The sequence below is a fragment of the uncultured Aggregatibacter sp. genome (genome assembly GCF_938046485.1).
GTDB lineage: Bacteria > Pseudomonadota > Gammaproteobacteria > Enterobacterales > Pasteurellaceae > Aggregatibacter.
Window position 1 is genome coordinate 1 of sequence record NZ_CALIWN010000061.1, and the last position, 16,999, is coordinate 16,999.

Sequence of the window (16,999 nt, forward strand, 5' to 3'; positions counted from 1 at the left end):
GCTGTGCTGTGCTGTGCTGTGCTGTGCTGTGCTGTGCTGTGCTGTGCTGTGCTGTCATCATGATGATCCTTTGAAAATAAATGTCAAACGGATTTTACTCGAATTAGCAAAGCTTATAAATAAAGAAAATCCTTGCGGTTAAAACAACGCACAAGGATTGTGACAAAATTGAGTTAATCGGTTTTGTGTAACAGTGATATAACACCGAAACATTTTTTAAACCCACCGCACTTTAGGCGCAAATCATATCGCCACGTTAATTCACCCAATACGCCGCCACACCAATTACTGACGCAAAAATAAGCAACCAAATCAACTGCAATCGCGCACTTTTGCGGTTCACTTCTTGATTGTGCAAACGGCGTTTTTCCAACATAGCTTTATAGCGTTCCAAATCTTCCGCTTGAAAAGAAAAGCCACAATTCGGGCAATGTGTTGCACTTTCACTGATTTTTTTACGACATTCGGGGCATCGTTGTAACATAATTCACCTTTAATATATCTGTTTTTTTGTAATGTAACGATAATGGTAAAAAACACAAGAGGGATGAATGACCTCTTTTCGATACGGTATGAACAAATTACGCCAACATCAATCTTATTATTACTGTTTTTTTATACAGACTTTTATTGGAAATCCCCCCTGTTTGAGCTAAACTAGCGACAATTTTTTTTTAATATATTGTCGTTTTATGCAAACTCCATTTTTTCACATCGAAATTCCAACCCAAGCACAAGATCATAAAATTTTAGCCAATATTCTGCCCGGTGCGGATAGCCTTGCCGTGAGTGAAATTGCGGCGCAGTTTAACGGGCTAACCGTGGTGGTGACGAACGACACCCGAAGTGCGGTGCGTTTAGAAAAAGAATTGGCGCAACTGAGCCCACTTAATGTCACCTTTTTTCCCGATTGGGAAACCTTGCCTTACGACAGTTTTTCGCCTCATCAAGATATTATTTCTGCCCGCTTGAGTGCCTTATTTCACTTACAACAACGCAAGCAAGGCATTTTCATTTTGCCGATTGCCACCTTAATGCAACGCGTTTGCCCGCCGTCTTATTTACAACATCGGGTGTTACTGATTAACAAAGGCGACCGTTTTGTCATTGAAACGCTTCGTTTGCAATTGGAAAAATCAGGTTATCGCGCGGTGGAGCAAGTGTTGGAACATGGAGAATATGCGGTGCGCGGCGCCTTGTTGGATCTTTTCCCAATGGGAAGTGCGGTGCCTTTTCGCTTAGATTTTTTTGATGATGAAATTGATTCCATTCGCACTTTTGATGTGGATACTCAACGTACGTTGCAGGAAATCGATCAAATCAATTTATTGCCGGCGCACGAATTTCCAACGGATAACCAAGGCATTGAATTTTTCCGCAGCCAATTCCGCGCGGCGTTTGGTGAGATTCGACGGGATCCGGAACATATTTATCAACAAATCAGCAAAGGCACCTTAGCGGCAGGGATTGAATATTGGCAGCCCTTGTTCTTTGAAGAAATGGCGACTTTATTTGATTATTTCCCGGCGAATACGCTGTTTATTACCGGCGAGCAAAATCAAACGCAGGGTGAGCGTTTTTATGCGGATGCGGAACAACGTTTTGAGAGTCGCCGTGTCGATCCGATGCGTCCGTTATTGTCGCCCGATAAACTTTGGTTGCGCATTGATGAAGTGAATCGTCAGTTAAAAAATTACCCAGCCATTGCATTAAAAGCGGAAAAAGTGCGGTCGTCCGCACGGCAGAAAAATTTGGCCATTACGCCCTTACCGCCACTGACCATTCAATCGCAACAAAAAGAACCGTTACATCAGTTACGCCAATTTATTGCGCATTTTAAAGGCAATATTTTATTTATCGTGGAAACGGAAGGACGCCGTGAAACCTTGTTAAGCCTGCTTGCACCGCTAAAACTGAAACCAAAACAAATCTCTTCTTTGGCGCAAGCGACAGAAGAAAAATTGGCTTTAATGGTGAGCCCATTGGAACATGGTTTTATTATTGAGCAGGATGTGCCGCTTGCCATTATTTGTGAATCGGAATTGCTTGGCGAACGCGTGCAACAACGGCAGCGGGATAAATCCCGCACGGTGAACCCTGATACCTTGATTCGCAACCTTGCCGAATTGCAAATCGGTCAGCCGGTCGTGCATTTGGATCATGGCGTAGGGCGCTACGGCGGTTTAGTGAGTTTAGAAAACGGCGGCATTAAAGCGGAATACTTGTTGCTCAATTATGCCAACGACTCAAAATTGTATGTGCCGGTGGCATCGTTACATTTAATCAGCCGTTATGTGGGCGGTTCCGATGAGACCGCGCCGTTGCACAAGTTAGGCTCCGAAGCCTGGGGCAAAGCGCGCAGTAAAGCGGCGGAGAAAATTCGTGATGTGGCAGCGGAGTTATTGGATGTATATGCGCAACGTGAAGCGCAAAAAGGCTTTGCGTTCCGATATGATCGTGAGGAATTCCAACAATTCACTGCTACGTTCCCGTTTGAAGAAACCCATGATCAACTTATGGCAATTAATGCCGTGATTTCCGACATGACTCAACCGAAAGCCATGGATCGTTTGGTGTGTGGTGACGTGGGTTTTGGTAAAACGGAAGTGGCGATGCGTGCCGCCTTTTTAGCGGTGATGAACCACAAACAGGTTGCCGTGTTGGTGCCGACCACGTTGTTGGCGCAACAACATTTCGATAATTTCAAAGACCGCTTTGCTAACTTGCCGGTGAACGTGGAAATGTTGTCTCGCTTTAAAACGGCGAAAGAGCAGAAACAGGTGATTCAGGATTTAGCCGAAGGCAAAGTGGATATTCTGATTGGCACCCATAAAATCATTCAAGGCGACGTGCAATTCCATGATCTGGGTTTGTTGATTATTGACGAAGAACACCGTTTTGGCGTGCGCCAAAAAGAAAAAATGAAACAGCTGCGTGCAAACATTGATATTCTTACCCTGACGGCAACGCCGATTCCGCGTACGTTAAACATGGCGATGAATGGTATTCGCGATCTTTCCATTATTTCTACGCCACCGGCACGCCGTTTAACCATTAAAACGTTTGTGCGTCAAACGGATGAATTGGTGATTCGTGAAGCGATTTTGCGTGAAATTTTGCGTGGCGGGCAGGTGTATTATTTGCATAACGATGTGGCGAGCATTGAAAATACGGCAGAAAAACTGACCGCACTTGTGCCGGAAGCGCGCGTGATTGTGGGGCATGGACAAATGCGCGAACGTGAGCTGGAACGCGTGATGTCGGATTTTTATCATCAACGTTATAACGTGCTGGTGTGTTCTACGATTATTGAAACCGGTATCGATGTGCCGACGGCTAATACGATTATTATCGAGCGTGCCGACAATTTCGGTTTGGCACAGTTGCACCAGTTACGCGGACGGGTTGGGCGTTCTCACCATCAAGCCTATGCGTATTTGCTCACACCGCCACCGAAACTGATGACGAAGGATGCGCAAAAACGCTTGGAGGCCTTGGAAAGCCTAGACAACCTCGGTGCCGGCTTTATTTTGGCCACGCACGATTTGGAAATTCGCGGCGCCGGGGAATTGCTGGGCAACGAGCAGAGCGGACAAATTGAAAGCATCGGTTTTTCGCTTTATATGGAATTGTTGGAGCGTGCGGTGAAAGCCTTAAAAGAAGGTCGCGAGCCGTCATTGGACGAGCTGACGCAACAACAAACAGAAATTGATTTACGGATGCCGTCGCTATTGCCAGAAGATTATTTAGGCGATGTGAATATGCGTTTATCTTTCTATAAACGTATTGCCGGCGCGGAAAATACCGAAGCATTGGATGAATTAAAAGTGGAGCTTATCGACCGTTTCGGCACCTTGCCACAAGCCACACGGAATCTGTTGCAAATTGCCCAATTACGGTTGGATTTGAAGCCGCTCAATGTCATTCGCTTGGATGCCAATGCGCAAGGCGGATTCATCGAATTTGCGCCGAACGCCGAGTTAGACCCGATGATCTTTTTACAGTTAATCCAACGCAATCCGGCGGTTTATCGTTTTGACGGCCCACATAAATTCCGCTTTACCAAAGATTTAACGGACTATAAAGTGCGGTTAGAATTTGTGGAGAATTTGGTTAAGGAAATTGTTACAAGATAAAAAATAAAGTCGCGTCTGCGACTTTATTTTTAGCGTTTTGCTTGTTGAGAATGACCATCACCAAGCAAGATGGCGTATTTCGCCGTTGAGGAACCGGCCTCTAATGCGATTTTCAACGCCATGGTTAACGGCACGGAAAGCAACATTCCTACGGTGCCTAGTAACCATCCCCAAAATAGTAAAGATAAAAACACCACCAAAGTGGAAAGCCCCAGTTTTTTCCCCATTAAACGAGGCTCCAACACACTGCCGATAACAACGTTGATGATGACAATTGCGACCAATACGCCCAAACCGATAATAAAACCATTCAACAGCAAGGCTTGTACAATGATCGGGATTGCCGCGATGATAGAACCGATATTGGGAATGTAGTTGAGCAGAAAACTGAGCGTTGCCCATAAGATCGCATACTGCACGCCGGTGACTTCTAATAATGCCCAAACACAAATGGCGGTCAGCACGCTCATCATGGTTTTGACGGCGAGATAGCTCATGATGCCGTTTAAAATGCGATCTAAATAATGCTCTTGCTGCCCGATATCATTTGGATTATCGCTGAATGCGACAGCAAATTTATGCTTCGCCTGAGGCGCTTCCAACAGCATGAAAATCACCACAAGCAACAAAACAAAAATATTGGTCACGACACCGGAAAAGCTTAAAAAGACACGTTGGACAAATTTCATGATGGCACTCGGATCGAAATTCTCCATAATGCTATTTTCCGAAATATCTAACGGGATTTTCCATTTTTGTGCGAGTGTCAAAACATCATTAACGCGTTCTGCCAATAATTGTCGATATTGCGGAATAGATTGGCTAAATTCTTGGATCGTGCTGTTAATAAGCCCGAAAAGAAAGAAAAAGATCACGAAAATCAACAATAATAACGTGGTAATCGCCAGCCAATAAGGCACTTTTCTTTTGGTCAAAAATGCTAGCAAAGGCGAGCAGATAATCGCAATAAACAATGCCAATAAAAACGGCACCACAATTTCTGAAGCCGCTTTAATGCCAGCTAAAACAATGACAATCGAAGCGCAGGCCACCAGCGCTTTAACAAGAGAAGAGTGATGTTCCATCAATTAAATCGCATCCTCATTTTCTTCGCCTGTACGAATACGGACAACCCGCTCGACTTCATAAACAAAAATTTTGCCGTCGCCGATTTTGCCTGTTTGTGCTGTCTCTATAATGGCATTTAAACAGGACTCTGATAATTCATCAGGCACTACAATTTCCATTTTGACTTTCGGCAGGAAATCCACCATGTATTCTGCGCCACGATAAAGTTCCGTATGTCCTTTCTGACGGCCAAAACCACGCACTTCGGTTACCGTCATTCCGGTAATGCCAAGATCGGACAAGGCTTCTCGCACGTCATCTAATTTAAAGGGTTTAATAATCGCTTCAATTTTTTTCATTCTTTTTCCTTAGTTTTCTCTTTCAGTATTGAAACAGGCTTTGGCTTCTGCCATTAATTTTTCAATATCCGCAATTTCTTTCGGTGCAGCAGTCGTCAGATTTTTGTTGCCGTAATCGGTAATCAACAAATTGTCTTCAATCCGAATGCCAATGCCTTTATATTGCTCCGGAATATCGGCGTCTTTAGATAAATACAATCCCGGTTCTACGGTGAGTACCATGCCGGGCTCCAAAGTGCGGTCGCGATTTTCACCATATTCGCCTACGTCATGTACATCCAAACCGAGCCAATGCCCTAGACCGTGCATATAAAATTCACGATAGGCTTTTTGTTCGATTAATTCATCTACGTTGCCTTTCAGAATGCCTAAACGGACCAAACCTTCGGTTTTAATACGAATGACTTCTTCGTTCGCTTTCGCAATGGAACTGCCCGGTACCAACAATTCAATGGCACGTTTTTGCGCTTGTAGCACAATGTTATGGATCGCTTTTTGCGCTTCAGTAAATTGACCATTTACCGGGAAAGTGCGGGTAATATCCCCTGCATACATGGCAAATTCGCAGCCCGCATCAATCAGCACCAAATCGCCGTCGCGCAACGGCATATCGTTTTCCGAATAATGCAAAATGCAGGCATTTTCACCACCGGCAATAATGCTGTTATAGGAAGGATAACGCGCACCAAAGCGATTAAATTCATGCAAAATATCGCTTTCTACCTCATATTCCAAACGATTAGGGCGAGTTTGCTGCATGGCTTTAATGTGTGCAAGCGCGCTGATTTGCCCCGCTTGTTGCATGAGTGCTATTTCATTTTCCGATTTGAACAGGCGCATCTCGCCAAGCATCGGCTTCCAATTAAAAACACTCAAAAATTCCACCGCACTTTGTTCCAGCAAGGCGTCGCCCCAAGGCTGTTGCTTCGGTGCGTAATAAAGTGCGGTCTGTTTTTGCGCTAAATTTTTAAACTGCGGTACAAACTCCTCGATGGCATAAGCGGTATCCACCAACAAGGTTTGCGGTGCATTGTCTACGCCAAGACGGCGTCCGTTCCAAATTTCCCGTAATTTATCGGACGGGCGTACAAAAATGATCGCCTGTTGTTCACCTTGCTGTTTACGCAATAACAATGCCGAATTCGGCTCATTAAAACCGGTTAAATACCAGAAATAACTGTCCTGACGGAAAGGATAATCACAGCCGTCATTGCGACGACGTTCAATGTCGGAAAATACCAAAAATAAGGAATCTTCCTGCATTTGTTCAAAAACCTTAGCGCGGCGTTGGGCAAATTCTTCCATCGGTAACGCTGCCATGTATGCGAGATCCATCATTTATCCTTAGTGTAACGTTGGCTGTTTGTCTTCTTGTTTGGTGAAATGGGTAAAAAACAAGGTGGCGATGGTACGCACATATTCCACGATCTCTTCCACCGCTTGCGCCAGTTCCTCGGGATCATCGTCTTCTTCGTAACCTAACTGGCAAATATCATGTAAATCGTCCAGCGCTTCGCCGATGTCGCCTTTTTCTTTATCCAAATGCGGTTGTGCCAAGCCCAAACCGAGCAAAAAGTGGTTCGACCATTCTGCCAAACCGTCGGCATATTCAAAAATATTTTCCGTATCGGGCAAACAAAGCGCAAAGTCAAAGGCTTCATTATCGGCTAATTGGTGACGAATTTGTTGATAAATGTCGGTAATTTGCGTTAAAAGTGCGGTAGGGTAGGCGTGATTATCATTGGTAAATTGATAAAGTAATGGCTGCCAGCTTTGATCTTGAACGCCGCCGCAAATTAAGCCACTCAAAAAACCGTGTAATTCGGCGGCAGAAAGGGGAATAGAGGCGTGTTGGAGCTGTTGATTTAGGTGTTGATAAGAAATTGTGGTCATTGAAATTATCCTTGTTGAAATTGCGCTTAGTCTATCATTCTTCACCTTAGGTAACCAGTTTAGAAATTGGCAAGTTTTTTCGCCTGTGGCATAATGCGCACAGTTTTCATTAGCGAATTTGGGGCAAAAAATGTCATCTAAAAGTATTGAATTATCCGTATTGGGGCAGCTGTTACGCTTAAATTGTCCGGAAGAACAACATGACGCATTGCGCCATGCCGCCCGTGAATTAGATCAACGCGTGTCAGAAATGAAAGAACGCACCGGCATTTTGCAAGTGGAAAAAGTCCTTTCCATCGTTGCATTAAATTTAAGTTTCGAGCTGATGCAAGAGCAGCAGAAAACCCACTTAATTGAAGATGTCTTGAAAAATAAAATCTTACGACCGCTCGATCATTCACTGGATAATCTTTCTACGCAAAAATTCAATATGAACTAATTTTCTGTCTTGGTCACAATGTAAAATAGTGTAAGGATATGAATTATTGCTAGTCATAAAATGCAATTTCGAGTAGTATTACATCAAAGAATTTCCTGAGGTGTTCGCCAGTGGGTTATGTCCCTGAGCCGATACTTTTAATCTTATGAATTGGTTTCCTGTCATTGGTGTGCAGGCTTAGCTTGACTAAGAAGCCTAAAAATGATTTCAACTAATTCCCTTGAACCGTAGGGTTCAAGGACTGATCACCTACAACGGCACCTCGGGTTCCTTTCTGATACGACATTTATGCAAACACGCCTTTCAACCATTCAGCAACAACATCAACAATTTCGTCAGCAACTACGCCAACATATTCGAAAAGCGCGTCGGAATTTGACCGAACTTCAGCAACAACAAGCCGCCCAACGCATTACTCAACAAGCGCTTTCGTTCATTGAACAACAGCAAGCACAGCACATTGCCTTATATCTTGCCGTAGATGGCGAAATTGCGACACAACCGCTTATTGAACAGTTATGGCAACAGGGCAAAAACGTGTATTTGCCGGTGCTCCATCCCTTTTGTCAAGGACATTTACTCTTTTTGCGTTATTTGCCTGACACGCCTATGAAAGCCAATAAATTTGGGATTTTTGAACCGCACTTAAACGTACAAAATGTGATTCCGCTTGAGCAGTTAGACGTGATTTTTACGCCGTTAGTCGCGTTTGATAAGCAGGGCAATCGCCTTGGCATGGGCGGGGGATTTTACGATCGCACGTTGCAACATTGGCAACAGAAACATTTCATTCCGATTGGTTTAGCGCACCAATGTCAGCAAGTGGATACCTTGCCCGTTGAAAGCTGGGATATGCCGTTGGAACGAATCTTTGTGGGATAAAAAAACCTCCGATAACTCGGAGGTTTTTTGTTTATTTTTGAGGTGCTTTCAATTCCGGTGCTTTTGGCTTTTCCGGTTCAGCAAATTTCTTACCTTCATTCGCCGCAATGATTTTTGCTGTTTGATCCGCTAATTGTTTTAAATTCATTCTTTCATAAGATTCTTTCATTAATGGCAGTGCCTCTAACGTGGCTTGAGTGTCCGGATACAACTTCAACATAGACACGACACGGTTGGCCGTTGCTACATAGGCATCACGTTTAAAATAAAATTTCGCGATCGCTAACTCATGACGTGCAAGGCTCGCTTTAATATACGCCATACGCGCTAAGGCATCCGGCGCATAAGGGCTATTCGGGAAATGTTGCACCAAATTTTGGAAGTTAGAAAACGCCGTTTTAATCGAGGTATTCTCACGTGTTGCGCGATCGACGCCGAAGAAATCTTGGAAGAAGTTATCCCCCAAAGCGGAATTGGCTAACCCTGCCATATATAAGGCGTAATCTAAATGATCGCTATGCGGAAAACGTTGAATAAAGCGGTCAACAGTGACTAACATTTCGGTGTAATCCTGTGATTTATAGTAGGCATAAATCAAATTCAGTTGCACCTGTTCACTATATGAACTGCCCGGAAAACGATTATCCACCGCCGTTAAATAACGGATTGCCTGACTATAATCCCCTTTTTGCAAATAGGTTTGCCCGGTACTGTATAATTCTTGCTCCGGTGCTTGCTCGACATCTTGCTTAGAACCGGAACACGCAGTTACCGTCAATGCAACAAAAGCCAACAATGCAAGGGATTTAAGTTTACGCATTAAATAGAATCCTTATTTTTACGAAAAATGAGAAATGAGTTACAATTGCCCGATATTGTATAGAACATTGCTAAATAAGCAAACTTGATTAACGGATTTTTTATTTATGGCACAAATTACTCTTTCGGCAACCGTGCAACCGCAACAAATGGGGCAGCGCTTAGACCAAACCTTGGCGGAATTGTTCCCCGACTATTCCCGCTCCCGCTTAAAAACATGGATTGAGGAGAATTTGGTGCTGGTCAACGGTGTCGTGCAAAATGTGCCGCGCACCAAGGTTTACGGTGACGAACAGATTGAGATTACCGTGGAAATTGAAGATGAAACCCGTTTTGAGCCGGAAAACATTCCGTTAAATATCGTTTATGAAGACGAGGACATTCTTGTTATCAACAAACCCAAAGATCTTGTGGTTCACCCCGGTGCAGGCAATCCTAAAGGCACCGTTCTCAATGCGCTACTTTACCATTACCCACAAATTGCCGAAGTGCCGCGTGCGGGCATTGTACATCGTTTAGATAAAGACACCACGGGCTTGATGGTCGTCGCCAAAACCATTCCCGCGCAAACCCAGTTGGTGCGTGATTTGCAAAAACGCAAAATCACCCGCGAATATGAAGCGGTTGCTTGTGGCATCATGACCAAAGGCGGCACCGTAGATGAACCCATGGCGCGCCACCCAGCCAAACGTACTCATATGGCCGTGCATCCGATGGGTAAACCTGCGGTCACTCACTATCGTATTATGGAACGTTTCCGCGATTACACGCGCTTGCGTTTGCGTTTAGAAACCGGCAGAACTCACCAAATCCGTGTGCACATGGCACATATTGCCCACCCATTATTAGGCGATCAAACCTATGGTGGTCGTCCACGTCCCCCAAAAAATGCCAGTGAAGAATTGATGGAAGTATTGCGTAATTTCAAACGTCAAGCCTTACATGCCGTGATGTTACGTTTACAACACCCAATTAATGGTGAAATGATGGAATGGTACGCACCGTTGCCGGAGGATTTTGTGGAATTAGTGACCGCTTTAAAAGCGGATTATGTTCTCCACAAAGACGAATTGGATTATTAATATGCAAGCCATTAAACCGAACTGGAAAGCCCCTCAAAACGTGAAAGCGTTTACCACGCTTCGCCATGGCGGTGTGAGCCTTGCGCCTTATGACAGTTTTAATTTGGGTGATCATGTAGGGGACGATAAAAACGCTGTGAAAATCAACCGCACTTTATTGGTAGAAAAATTCCATTTACCACAAATGCCGTTGTTCTTAAACCAAACTCATAGCACGCGCGTATTAACCCTGCCTTATGACGGGGAAGATTTCAATGCCGATGCGGTTTATACCAGCCAACCGAATCAAGTGTGTTTAGTGATGACTGCCGATTGTTTGCCCGTGTTATTTACCAATAAACAGGGCACGGAAGTGGCCGCTGCCCATGCCGGTTGGCGCGGATTATGCGATGGTGTATTAGAACAAACTGTCGCCAAATTTCACTGTCCGTATGAAGACATCTTAGCGTGGTTCGGACCGGCTATCGGCCCAACGGCTTTCCAAGTGGGACAAGAGGTTATCGATCAATTTGTAGCCCAAGATCCCCAAGCCACATCCGCCTTTATCGCAGATCCGAAAGCGAAAGACAAATTCCTCGGCAACCTTTACCAAATCGCTACGCAACGTCTCAACGCTCTCGGTATTACCCAAATCAGCGGTGGCGAATACTGCACTTATCTTGAAGCAGACAAATTCTTTTCTTATCGCCGAGAGAATGTCACAGGAAGAATGGCATCGGTAGTATGGATTAACGGATAATTTGATTTCTCATCCGTGTCATGAAAAAATGCGGTTAAAAAATAACCGCATTTTTTTACTGCATTTTTATTGTTGATTACATTCCAATCACCACGCAGCTAATCACGCTTTGTGCTTTTTCCTGCATTTTAACGGCCGCATTTCGATCACCAACGGGGCCGACAACAACACGATTCCAATCCGCACTTTCATTCACTCTGGCATTTAATCCGAGTGCGTTTAATTTAACCTGCAGCGCATCAGCCTGCGCTTTATTTTTAAATGCGCCACATTGTAACCCGTAGCGGCGCTCACTCGTACTGGCCGCTTGTGGTGATGCCGGTTTTGCCGTTTGTTGTTGTGGCTGAGGTTGTGACGGCGATTGCGGTTGTGGCACCGGCTCAGGTTTTTTCGGTGGCTCGGTTTTCACGACTGGTTCCGCTTTTTTCTCTTCTTTTGGCGGCGTTACTTTTTTTGCCTCTTTCGCTTCTACCACTTGCGGTTTGGCTTGCGGTTGCACTGGGGGCTGTGTCGTTTGTGCCGGGGCTTGAACCGGTGCTTGCGCCGTTTGTGGTGCGGTTGTGGCTTGAGCCTCAGCTGCTTTGCTGCGCGCCAGTTCCGCTTGTTTTTGTTCTTCTTCCATCGCTGCTAAAATCTTACGTTGTTCTTCCGTTAAACGCATATTTTTATCCAACGATTTCGGATTATTATCAATTGGCACGGTGCGGGTTTCTAGCGCTTGAATATAGCTCCACACTTCTTCCGGACGATTCGGCAAGACACTTTTCGGTTGTGTTTTTTCCACTGTACTGGCAGACTCCGCCACAGGCTCCGGCGCTTTTTCTTTTAATAAATAAAGCCCAAGTCCAAAAGCAATGACCACCATGGCGGCAATCATTAATAGCAAGGATTTGTTATTTTTATTTTGTTTCTTCTTTTTCTTCATGCTGCTGCGCGCAGCGTAATCACGTTGAGCCACAATAAAACCTGTTCAATTTAAAAAGATAATCATTAAAGGGATGAAATAAAAATTCGCGTAATTCTACTGAAAAATTGCCTTATTGACTACCACAAAGCGGAAACTAGCTTAAATCCAATGGATCCACATCTAAAATCCACCGCACTTTTGTTGCTTGATCGGCTTGATCTCGTTCAAACGCTGTCAAGACCTGATGTAGGGTTGCACGAGAAGGATGTTGCAACAATAACTGCCAACGATATTGTCCTGCTTTTTTGCTGAATGGCGCCGACATCGGTCCAAGGATTTGTAATTCCGGTGCAATATCTCGTTTCACCTGCTGTAAATATGCTGCAAACTGCGTCAATAAATGCTCTGCGTCTTCACTATGGCGACTTTGCGCTTTGAACAAGGCTTGCGAACTGAAAGGCGGCAGCCCCATCGCTTTACGCAACGCGAGGGCATTGTGGGCAAATTGGTTGTAGCCTTGTTGCAACAGGCTTTGTAACAAAGGATGTTCCGGATAATGGGTTTGTAAAAGCACTTCGCCTTGTTGCGCACCTCGCCCGGCACGGCCTGCCACCTGCATATAAAGTTGGGCCAGCCGTTCTTCTGCACGGAAATCCAATGAAAATAACGCACTATCCACGTTGACTAACGCGACTAAAGTGACATTCGGGAAATGGTGCCCTTTTGCCAACATTTGGGTGCCGATAAGAATTTGGCTTTTGCCCTGTTGAATATCCGCTAAATAACCTTCCAGTTTGCCTTTGCGCGCCGTCGTGTCACGGTCAATTCGAGCAATGCCGTAATTTGGGAAAATTGCTTTTAAGGTATCTTCTAGCTGTTCCGTGCCTAAGCCCGTGGTGATTAATTGGGTGGAACCGCAATTGCCGCATTGGCGCGAAATCGGCTTTTGTGCACTGCAATGATGACAACGCAACACATTGTGTTGTTGGTGATAGGTGTAAGGTTTATCACAATGGCGACATTCCGCCATCCAGCCACATTCATGGCACAGCAACACCGGTGCAAAACCGCGTCGATTCAGAAACAACAACACCTGATTGCCTTTTTCTAAATGCGCCTGCATGCGTTTTATCAGGATTTCCGATAAACCGTTGCGCATTGACTGATGTTTTAAATCAATGACGTGTTGTTGAAGTGCGGTGGACTGATTGGCTTTTTCTGATAGACATAAACGCTGATATTTCCCCTGTTGCACATTATTCAGACTTTCCAAACAAGGGGTTGCCGACCCCATTAAAACGGGAATATTCAGTTGTTTGGCATACACCACCGCCAAATCGCGAGCATGATAACGCCAACCGTCTTGTTGCTTAAAAGACGTATCATGTTCTTCATCGATAATAATCGCGCCTAAATGAGCAAATTGCGTAAACAACGCCGATCGTGTGCCAATAATGACCGCACTTTGTCCGCTACGCGCACGTTGCCACACCTGCAAGCGTTGCGTATCATTTAAATTGGAATGCAACACGTCAATCACCACGTTAAAACGGGCTTGGAAACGACTTACTGTTTGGGGCGTCAGCCCAATTTCCGGCACCAAGACCAATACTTGTTTGCCTTGATTTAAAATTTCTTCAATAAATTGCAAATAAATTTCCGTTTTGCCGGAACCTGTCACGCCGTCCAACAACCACGCGACAAACCCTTGGGTAAATTTCAATTGGCTGAATACCAACGCTTGTTGCTTGTTGAGCGTTAATCGATCGGCTTTCTTCACAATTGGTTCACCGGCTAATTGCTGTTGCCAGGTTTGAATTTCCGGATCTTGAGCGATTTCAGTAATGTATTCTTTGGCTTTCAACGCCGACCAAATGCCGCTACCAAAGGGATTGTTGCCTTTTTCCATCCCCTCCTTTGCCGCCTGCAATGCTTCAAGCTGTTTTTTCGAGCGTTTTAGCAAACCTTGCGCCAACGCTTGTTCGCCAAGTGCGGTCGGTGTCCAAAAAACTTTTTGTTTTTCCACCGCACTTTCCCCTTGGCGCAGCTTCACCGGCAAGGCTTGCGATAACACTTCGCCCAACGGGGCGTGATAATAATTTGCCGCCCAATTTAAGAACTGCCAACTTTCCGGAGAAAACAGTGAAGTATCATCCAGACAGGCTAGCACCGGTTTCAATTGTTCTTCAGGCACATCCGTCTGATCCACCACGTCAACTACAACGCCAACCCGTTTCTGCATCCCAAAGGGCACAAGCACCCGCGCCCCCGCGACGACCTTCATTGAAGCAGGGAGAATATAGTCAAAATAGCGATGTAACGGCACCGGAAGTGCAATTCGGGCAAATGGCATGGATGGAAATTAAGTGAACTAAAATGGGCTCGGAATATAGCATTTTGGGGGATTGTTGTCTATTTAGGGGCGGATGGGTTGAATGTCATTTTCTTTTTCTGTAAAATTCGTAACCTTACACACAAGCGTGCCATTTTAAATGGCGTAATATTAATCTCATGCGGTGTCAGGGATTGCTTTTGCAGTTGGCTTGATAGCGGCATGGCTTCAAATTTGAGGTTTTCTATGAAACAAGGTATTCATCCTGAATATAAAGAAGTTACGGCAACCTGTTCTTGCGGTAACGTAGTCAAAACTCGTTCTACCTTAGGCAAAGACATCAACCTTGATGTGTGCGGTAAATGCCACCCATTCTACACAGGTAAACAACGTGTTGTTGATACTGGTGGTCGTGTTGAACGCTTTAACAGCCGTTTCAAAATCCCAAGTTCAAAATAATCTCATTTTGCAAGCCCTGCCTATGGTAGGGCTTTTTTACAGGTAATCGTTAATTTTCAATTACTTTTCAAACATCGTTAATGGCATTTAACGTTTGATATTTTAGGTAGTTACACCATGTCCTATCTTCTTTTAGTCTTGTTTTTTTTGGCTGCCGTTATTTTCATTTTTAATTCTCACTATCGCTGGACGTATTTTTTTGCTATTGCGTTATTTCTCTTTTTTTTCGGGGGAATGACCTTCTTTTCCGGACAGTGGCAAAAAGGCGTGAATTTTGCATCAATACTGTTTGTCGTCTTGATGTTATTCCATCGATTAAAAATTCATTATTACAAACAGCCTTTATTGATTTCAGATTTTCTATTGGTTGCCGATTGGCGTAATTGGGAGACATTATTACATTATAAAGGCGCGATTTTGGCGATTTTCGGTTTGATCGGTTTGTTGATTTATGCCATTTTCGGTTGGGCGGATGCAGATATATTGCCGATGTATTGGCGGATTTGTGCAGGGTTAGTCAGTGTCGCTGCTTTGGGGTTGATGTGGCATTATTCTCGCCATCCTCAAGCGGTGAAAGTTTGGCTGGACTCTTTACCGGATGATGGCAGAGATGTGTTTTTAAATTTGCCGATGTCTTGTCGGGGTGTCTTTTTTAGTGTGCCGAATTTTTCCGGTGACGGTCAACAATTTCATGAAAAAATGACCGCACTTTTTACTAATAAAGCGCATTTTCAAGGGGAAACAAAGCCGGATATCGTGGTGTGTTTGCAAGAGTCCACGCTGAATCCGCACCAATTTGATTTTGACCGGCAGGCGATTCCGCCTCTTTCCATGTTTGAAAAACAAGAAGATACCGTTTTTATGAGCCCGTTGCGTGTGCATACCTTAGGTGGGGCGACGTGGAAATCGGAGTTTGCTTTCTTGGCCGGGGTGCCATCCACCGATTTTGGCGCATTGGCAAACGGTGTGTTCTATTCCGTTGTTCCGCATTTAACCTGCGGATTAGTGAAAAATTTGCATGATCAAGGTTATTTTTGTGTTGCCTTATCGCCTTTCACGAAAGGGAATTACAATGCAAAATCCGCCTATGATCATTTTGGTTTTGATTTAATGTTACAGCCACAGGATTTAGGCTATCCTGCGCCGTTGGGCAAAAACCTGTGGCACATTGGCAGCGATGAGATGTTGAAGTATGCCGAGATGATTTTACAAAAACAACATCCGTTATTACAGCATGTTCAACAACCGATGTTTGTTTATGTATTAACCATGAAGGAACACGGGCCATATCATACGGATACGCCGAATCATTTTAATTTGGTTAAAGACGGCTTAAGTCAGAAAACGATTGCTTGTTTGAATGATTATACGCAACGTATTGTGGCGCTAAATCAAGCGACTGAAGCCTTTCACCACTCTTTAAAACAACGCAATACGCCTTATGTGTTCGCGTATTTTGGGGATCACCAAGTGGCGTTTGATAATTGTTTACCGCCGAAGTTGGGACAATATGCGAATCCGGATTATGTGACGCAAGTGGTGGTTCGAAGTAATGTGCCGTCAAGTTTTACGCAACAGCAAACGTTTGTAGATTTGGCTTTTGTTGGCGGATTATTGCTTGAGATTGCCGGATTGCCTGTTGAAGATGACTTTATGCGTGCGAATATTGCCATGCGGATCTTGAGCGAAGGGAAATTAGAGGATGCGGAAGAACAAAGTCTAGTGAACGATTATCGCCATTATTTATATCAACATCTGAAAATCGCCAGATAAAAAGTGGAAAGTTAAAAAAAACTGTACCTTCGTAGCGTGCAATTTGTTGCACGAATGATTAACCTTAATGCGTAATTCATGATTTCGTGCGTTGCGTGCAACAAGTTGCAC

Annotated in this window: 15 protein-coding genes and 1 other RNA gene; 8 read left to right on the top strand and 8 right to left on the bottom strand. The window is 44.5% G+C overall.

Annotated elements, in window-relative coordinates; translation table 11 throughout:
- Window positions 1–256: 256 nt before the first annotated feature.
- Window positions 257–487: a zinc ribbon domain-containing protein gene (locus tag Q0203_RS07880; RefSeq protein ID WP_297931246.1), complete on the bottom strand. Its 231-nt coding sequence runs from the start codon at window positions 485–487 to the stop codon at window positions 257–259.
- Window positions 488–692: 205 nt separating this feature from the next.
- Here Q0203_RS07880 and mfd point away from each other — a divergent pair, with 205 nt between their 5' ends.
- Window positions 693–4,136 carry a transcription-repair coupling factor gene (mfd, locus tag Q0203_RS07885; protein WP_297931210.1) on the top strand — a complete coding sequence of 1,148 codons (3,444 nt, stop codon included), beginning with the start codon at window positions 693–695 and terminating at the stop codon, window positions 4,134–4,136.
- 29 nt (window positions 4,137–4,165) lie between these two features.
- On the opposite strand, the gene Q0203_RS07890 is transcribed toward mfd, so the two are convergent.
- The 4 genes from Q0203_RS07890 to Q0203_RS07905 are packed head-to-tail and all read right to left on the bottom strand — an operon-like array spanning window position 4,166 to window position 7,456.
- On the bottom strand, window positions 4,166–5,221 hold the full coding sequence (locus tag Q0203_RS07890) for an AI-2E family transporter (RefSeq protein WP_297931249.1): 1,056 nt from the start codon (window positions 5,219–5,221) through the stop codon (window positions 4,166–4,168).
- A gap of 3 nt (window positions 5,222–5,224) precedes the next feature.
- The gene (gene glnB / locus Q0203_RS07895; RefSeq protein ID WP_297931213.1) at window positions 5,225–5,563 is read right to left on the bottom strand and encodes a nitrogen regulatory protein P-II; all 339 of its coding nucleotides are present in this window, start codon (window positions 5,561–5,563) and stop codon (window positions 5,225–5,227) included.
- A 9-nt stretch (window positions 5,564–5,572) separates the two neighbouring features.
- Window positions 5,573–6,898, bottom strand: a complete 1,326-nt coding sequence (gene pepP, locus Q0203_RS07900; RefSeq protein ID WP_297931216.1) for a Xaa-Pro aminopeptidase — start codon at window positions 6,896–6,898, stop codon at window positions 5,573–5,575.
- Between the two features lie 9 nt (window positions 6,899–6,907).
- Window positions 6,908–7,456, bottom strand: coding sequence for a YecA family protein (locus Q0203_RS07905; protein ID WP_021616568.1), 549 nt, complete (start codon window positions 7,454–7,456; stop codon window positions 6,908–6,910).
- Window positions 7,457–7,586: 130 nt separating this feature from the next.
- Between Q0203_RS07905 and Q0203_RS07910 the strand changes: the two genes are divergently transcribed.
- The 3 genes from Q0203_RS07910 (at window position 7,587) to Q0203_RS07920 (ending at window position 8,777) form a co-directional block, all read left to right on the top strand.
- Window positions 7,587–7,895 carry a cell division protein ZapA gene (locus Q0203_RS07910; RefSeq protein ID WP_021616569.1) on the top strand — a complete coding sequence of 103 codons (309 nt, stop codon included), beginning with the start codon at window positions 7,587–7,589 and terminating at the stop codon, window positions 7,893–7,895.
- A gap of 89 nt (window positions 7,896–7,984) precedes the next feature.
- A non-coding RNA gene (gene ssrS / locus Q0203_RS07915) (6S RNA) lies at window positions 7,985–8,168 on the top strand.
- 15 nt (window positions 8,169–8,183) lie between these two features.
- A complete protein-coding gene (locus tag Q0203_RS07920) occupies window positions 8,184–8,777 on the top strand; it encodes a 5-formyltetrahydrofolate cyclo-ligase (protein ID WP_297931221.1) in 594 nt (197 codons plus the stop codon).
- 31 nt (window positions 8,778–8,808) lie between these two features.
- On the opposite strand, the gene Q0203_RS07925 is transcribed toward Q0203_RS07920, so the two are convergent.
- Entirely contained in the window at window positions 8,809–9,597 is a 789-nt protein-coding gene (locus Q0203_RS07925) for an outer membrane protein assembly factor BamD (protein WP_297931224.1), read from the bottom strand.
- Window positions 9,598–9,703: 106 nt separating this feature from the next.
- Between Q0203_RS07925 and rluD the strand changes: the two genes are divergently transcribed.
- Together rluD and pgeF are read left to right on the top strand one after the other, a co-directional pair.
- Window positions 9,704–10,678 carry a 23S rRNA pseudouridine(1911/1915/1917) synthase RluD gene (gene rluD, locus Q0203_RS07930; RefSeq protein WP_297931227.1) on the top strand — a complete coding sequence of 325 codons (975 nt, stop codon included), beginning with the start codon at window positions 9,704–9,706 and terminating at the stop codon, window positions 10,676–10,678.
- Between the two features lies 1 nt (window position 10,679).
- The gene (gene pgeF, locus Q0203_RS07935; protein WP_297931230.1) at window positions 10,680–11,417 is read left to right on the top strand and encodes a peptidoglycan editing factor PgeF; all 738 of its coding nucleotides are present in this window, start codon (window positions 10,680–10,682) and stop codon (window positions 11,415–11,417) included.
- A 76-nt stretch (window positions 11,418–11,493) separates the two neighbouring features.
- Here pgeF and ftsN read toward each other — a convergent pair whose 3' ends face one another.
- Together ftsN and priA are read right to left on the bottom strand one after the other, a co-directional pair.
- Complete coding sequence (gene ftsN / locus Q0203_RS07940; protein WP_297931233.1) at window positions 11,494–12,375, bottom strand: cell division protein FtsN; 882 nt, start codon at window positions 12,373–12,375, stop codon at window positions 11,494–11,496.
- 103 nt (window positions 12,376–12,478) lie between these two features.
- The gene (gene priA, locus Q0203_RS07945; protein WP_297931236.1) at window positions 12,479–14,677 is read right to left on the bottom strand and encodes a primosomal protein N'; all 2,199 of its coding nucleotides are present in this window, start codon (window positions 14,675–14,677) and stop codon (window positions 12,479–12,481) included.
- A gap of 225 nt (window positions 14,678–14,902) precedes the next feature.
- Between priA and rpmE the strand changes: the two genes are divergently transcribed.
- Window positions 14,903–15,115: a 50S ribosomal protein L31 gene (rpmE, locus tag Q0203_RS07950; protein ID WP_297931239.1), complete on the top strand. Its 213-nt coding sequence runs from the start codon at window positions 14,903–14,905 to the stop codon at window positions 15,113–15,115.
- Between the two features lie 117 nt (window positions 15,116–15,232).
- A complete protein-coding gene (locus Q0203_RS07955) occupies window positions 15,233–16,888 on the top strand; it encodes an LTA synthase family protein (RefSeq protein WP_297931243.1) in 1,656 nt (551 codons plus the stop codon).
- Window positions 16,889–16,999: the final 111 nt, after the last annotated feature.

Bases quoted from the DNA above. Each gene is read 5' to 3' on its own strand.
- rluD (WP_297931227.1), top strand. From the start codon at position 9,704: ATGGCACAAATTACTCTTTCGGCAACCGTGCAACCGCAACAAATGGGG.
- Q0203_RS07920 (WP_297931221.1), top strand. From the start codon at position 8,184: ATGCAAACACGCCTTTCAACCATTCAGCAACAACATCAACAATTTCGT.
- pgeF (WP_297931230.1), top strand. From the start codon at position 10,680: ATGCAAGCCATTAAACCGAACTGGAAAGCCCCTCAAAACGTGAAAGCG.
- rpmE (WP_297931239.1), top strand. From the start codon at position 14,903: ATGAAACAAGGTATTCATCCTGAATATAAAGAAGTTACGGCAACCTGT.
- Q0203_RS07925 (WP_297931224.1), bottom strand. From the start codon at position 9,597: ATGCGTAAACTTAAATCCCTTGCATTGTTGGCTTTTGTTGCATTGACG.
- mfd (WP_297931210.1), top strand. From the start codon at position 693: ATGCAAACTCCATTTTTTCACATCGAAATTCCAACCCAAGCACAAGAT.
- priA (WP_297931236.1), bottom strand. From the start codon at position 14,677: ATGCCATTTGCCCGAATTGCACTTCCGGTGCCGTTACATCGCTATTTT.
- Q0203_RS07955 (WP_297931243.1), top strand. From the start codon at position 15,233: ATGTCCTATCTTCTTTTAGTCTTGTTTTTTTTGGCTGCCGTTATTTTC.
- pepP (WP_297931216.1), bottom strand. From the start codon at position 6,898: ATGGATCTCGCATACATGGCAGCGTTACCGATGGAAGAATTTGCCCAA.
- Q0203_RS07910 (WP_021616569.1), top strand. From the start codon at position 7,587: ATGTCATCTAAAAGTATTGAATTATCCGTATTGGGGCAGCTGTTACGC.
- Q0203_RS07890 (WP_297931249.1), bottom strand. From the start codon at position 5,221: ATGGAACATCACTCTTCTCTTGTTAAAGCGCTGGTGGCCTGCGCTTCG.
- Q0203_RS07905 (WP_021616568.1), bottom strand. From the start codon at position 7,456: ATGACCACAATTTCTTATCAACACCTAAATCAACAGCTCCAACACGCC.
- glnB (WP_297931213.1), bottom strand. From the start codon at position 5,563: ATGAAAAAAATTGAAGCGATTATTAAACCCTTTAAATTAGATGACGTG.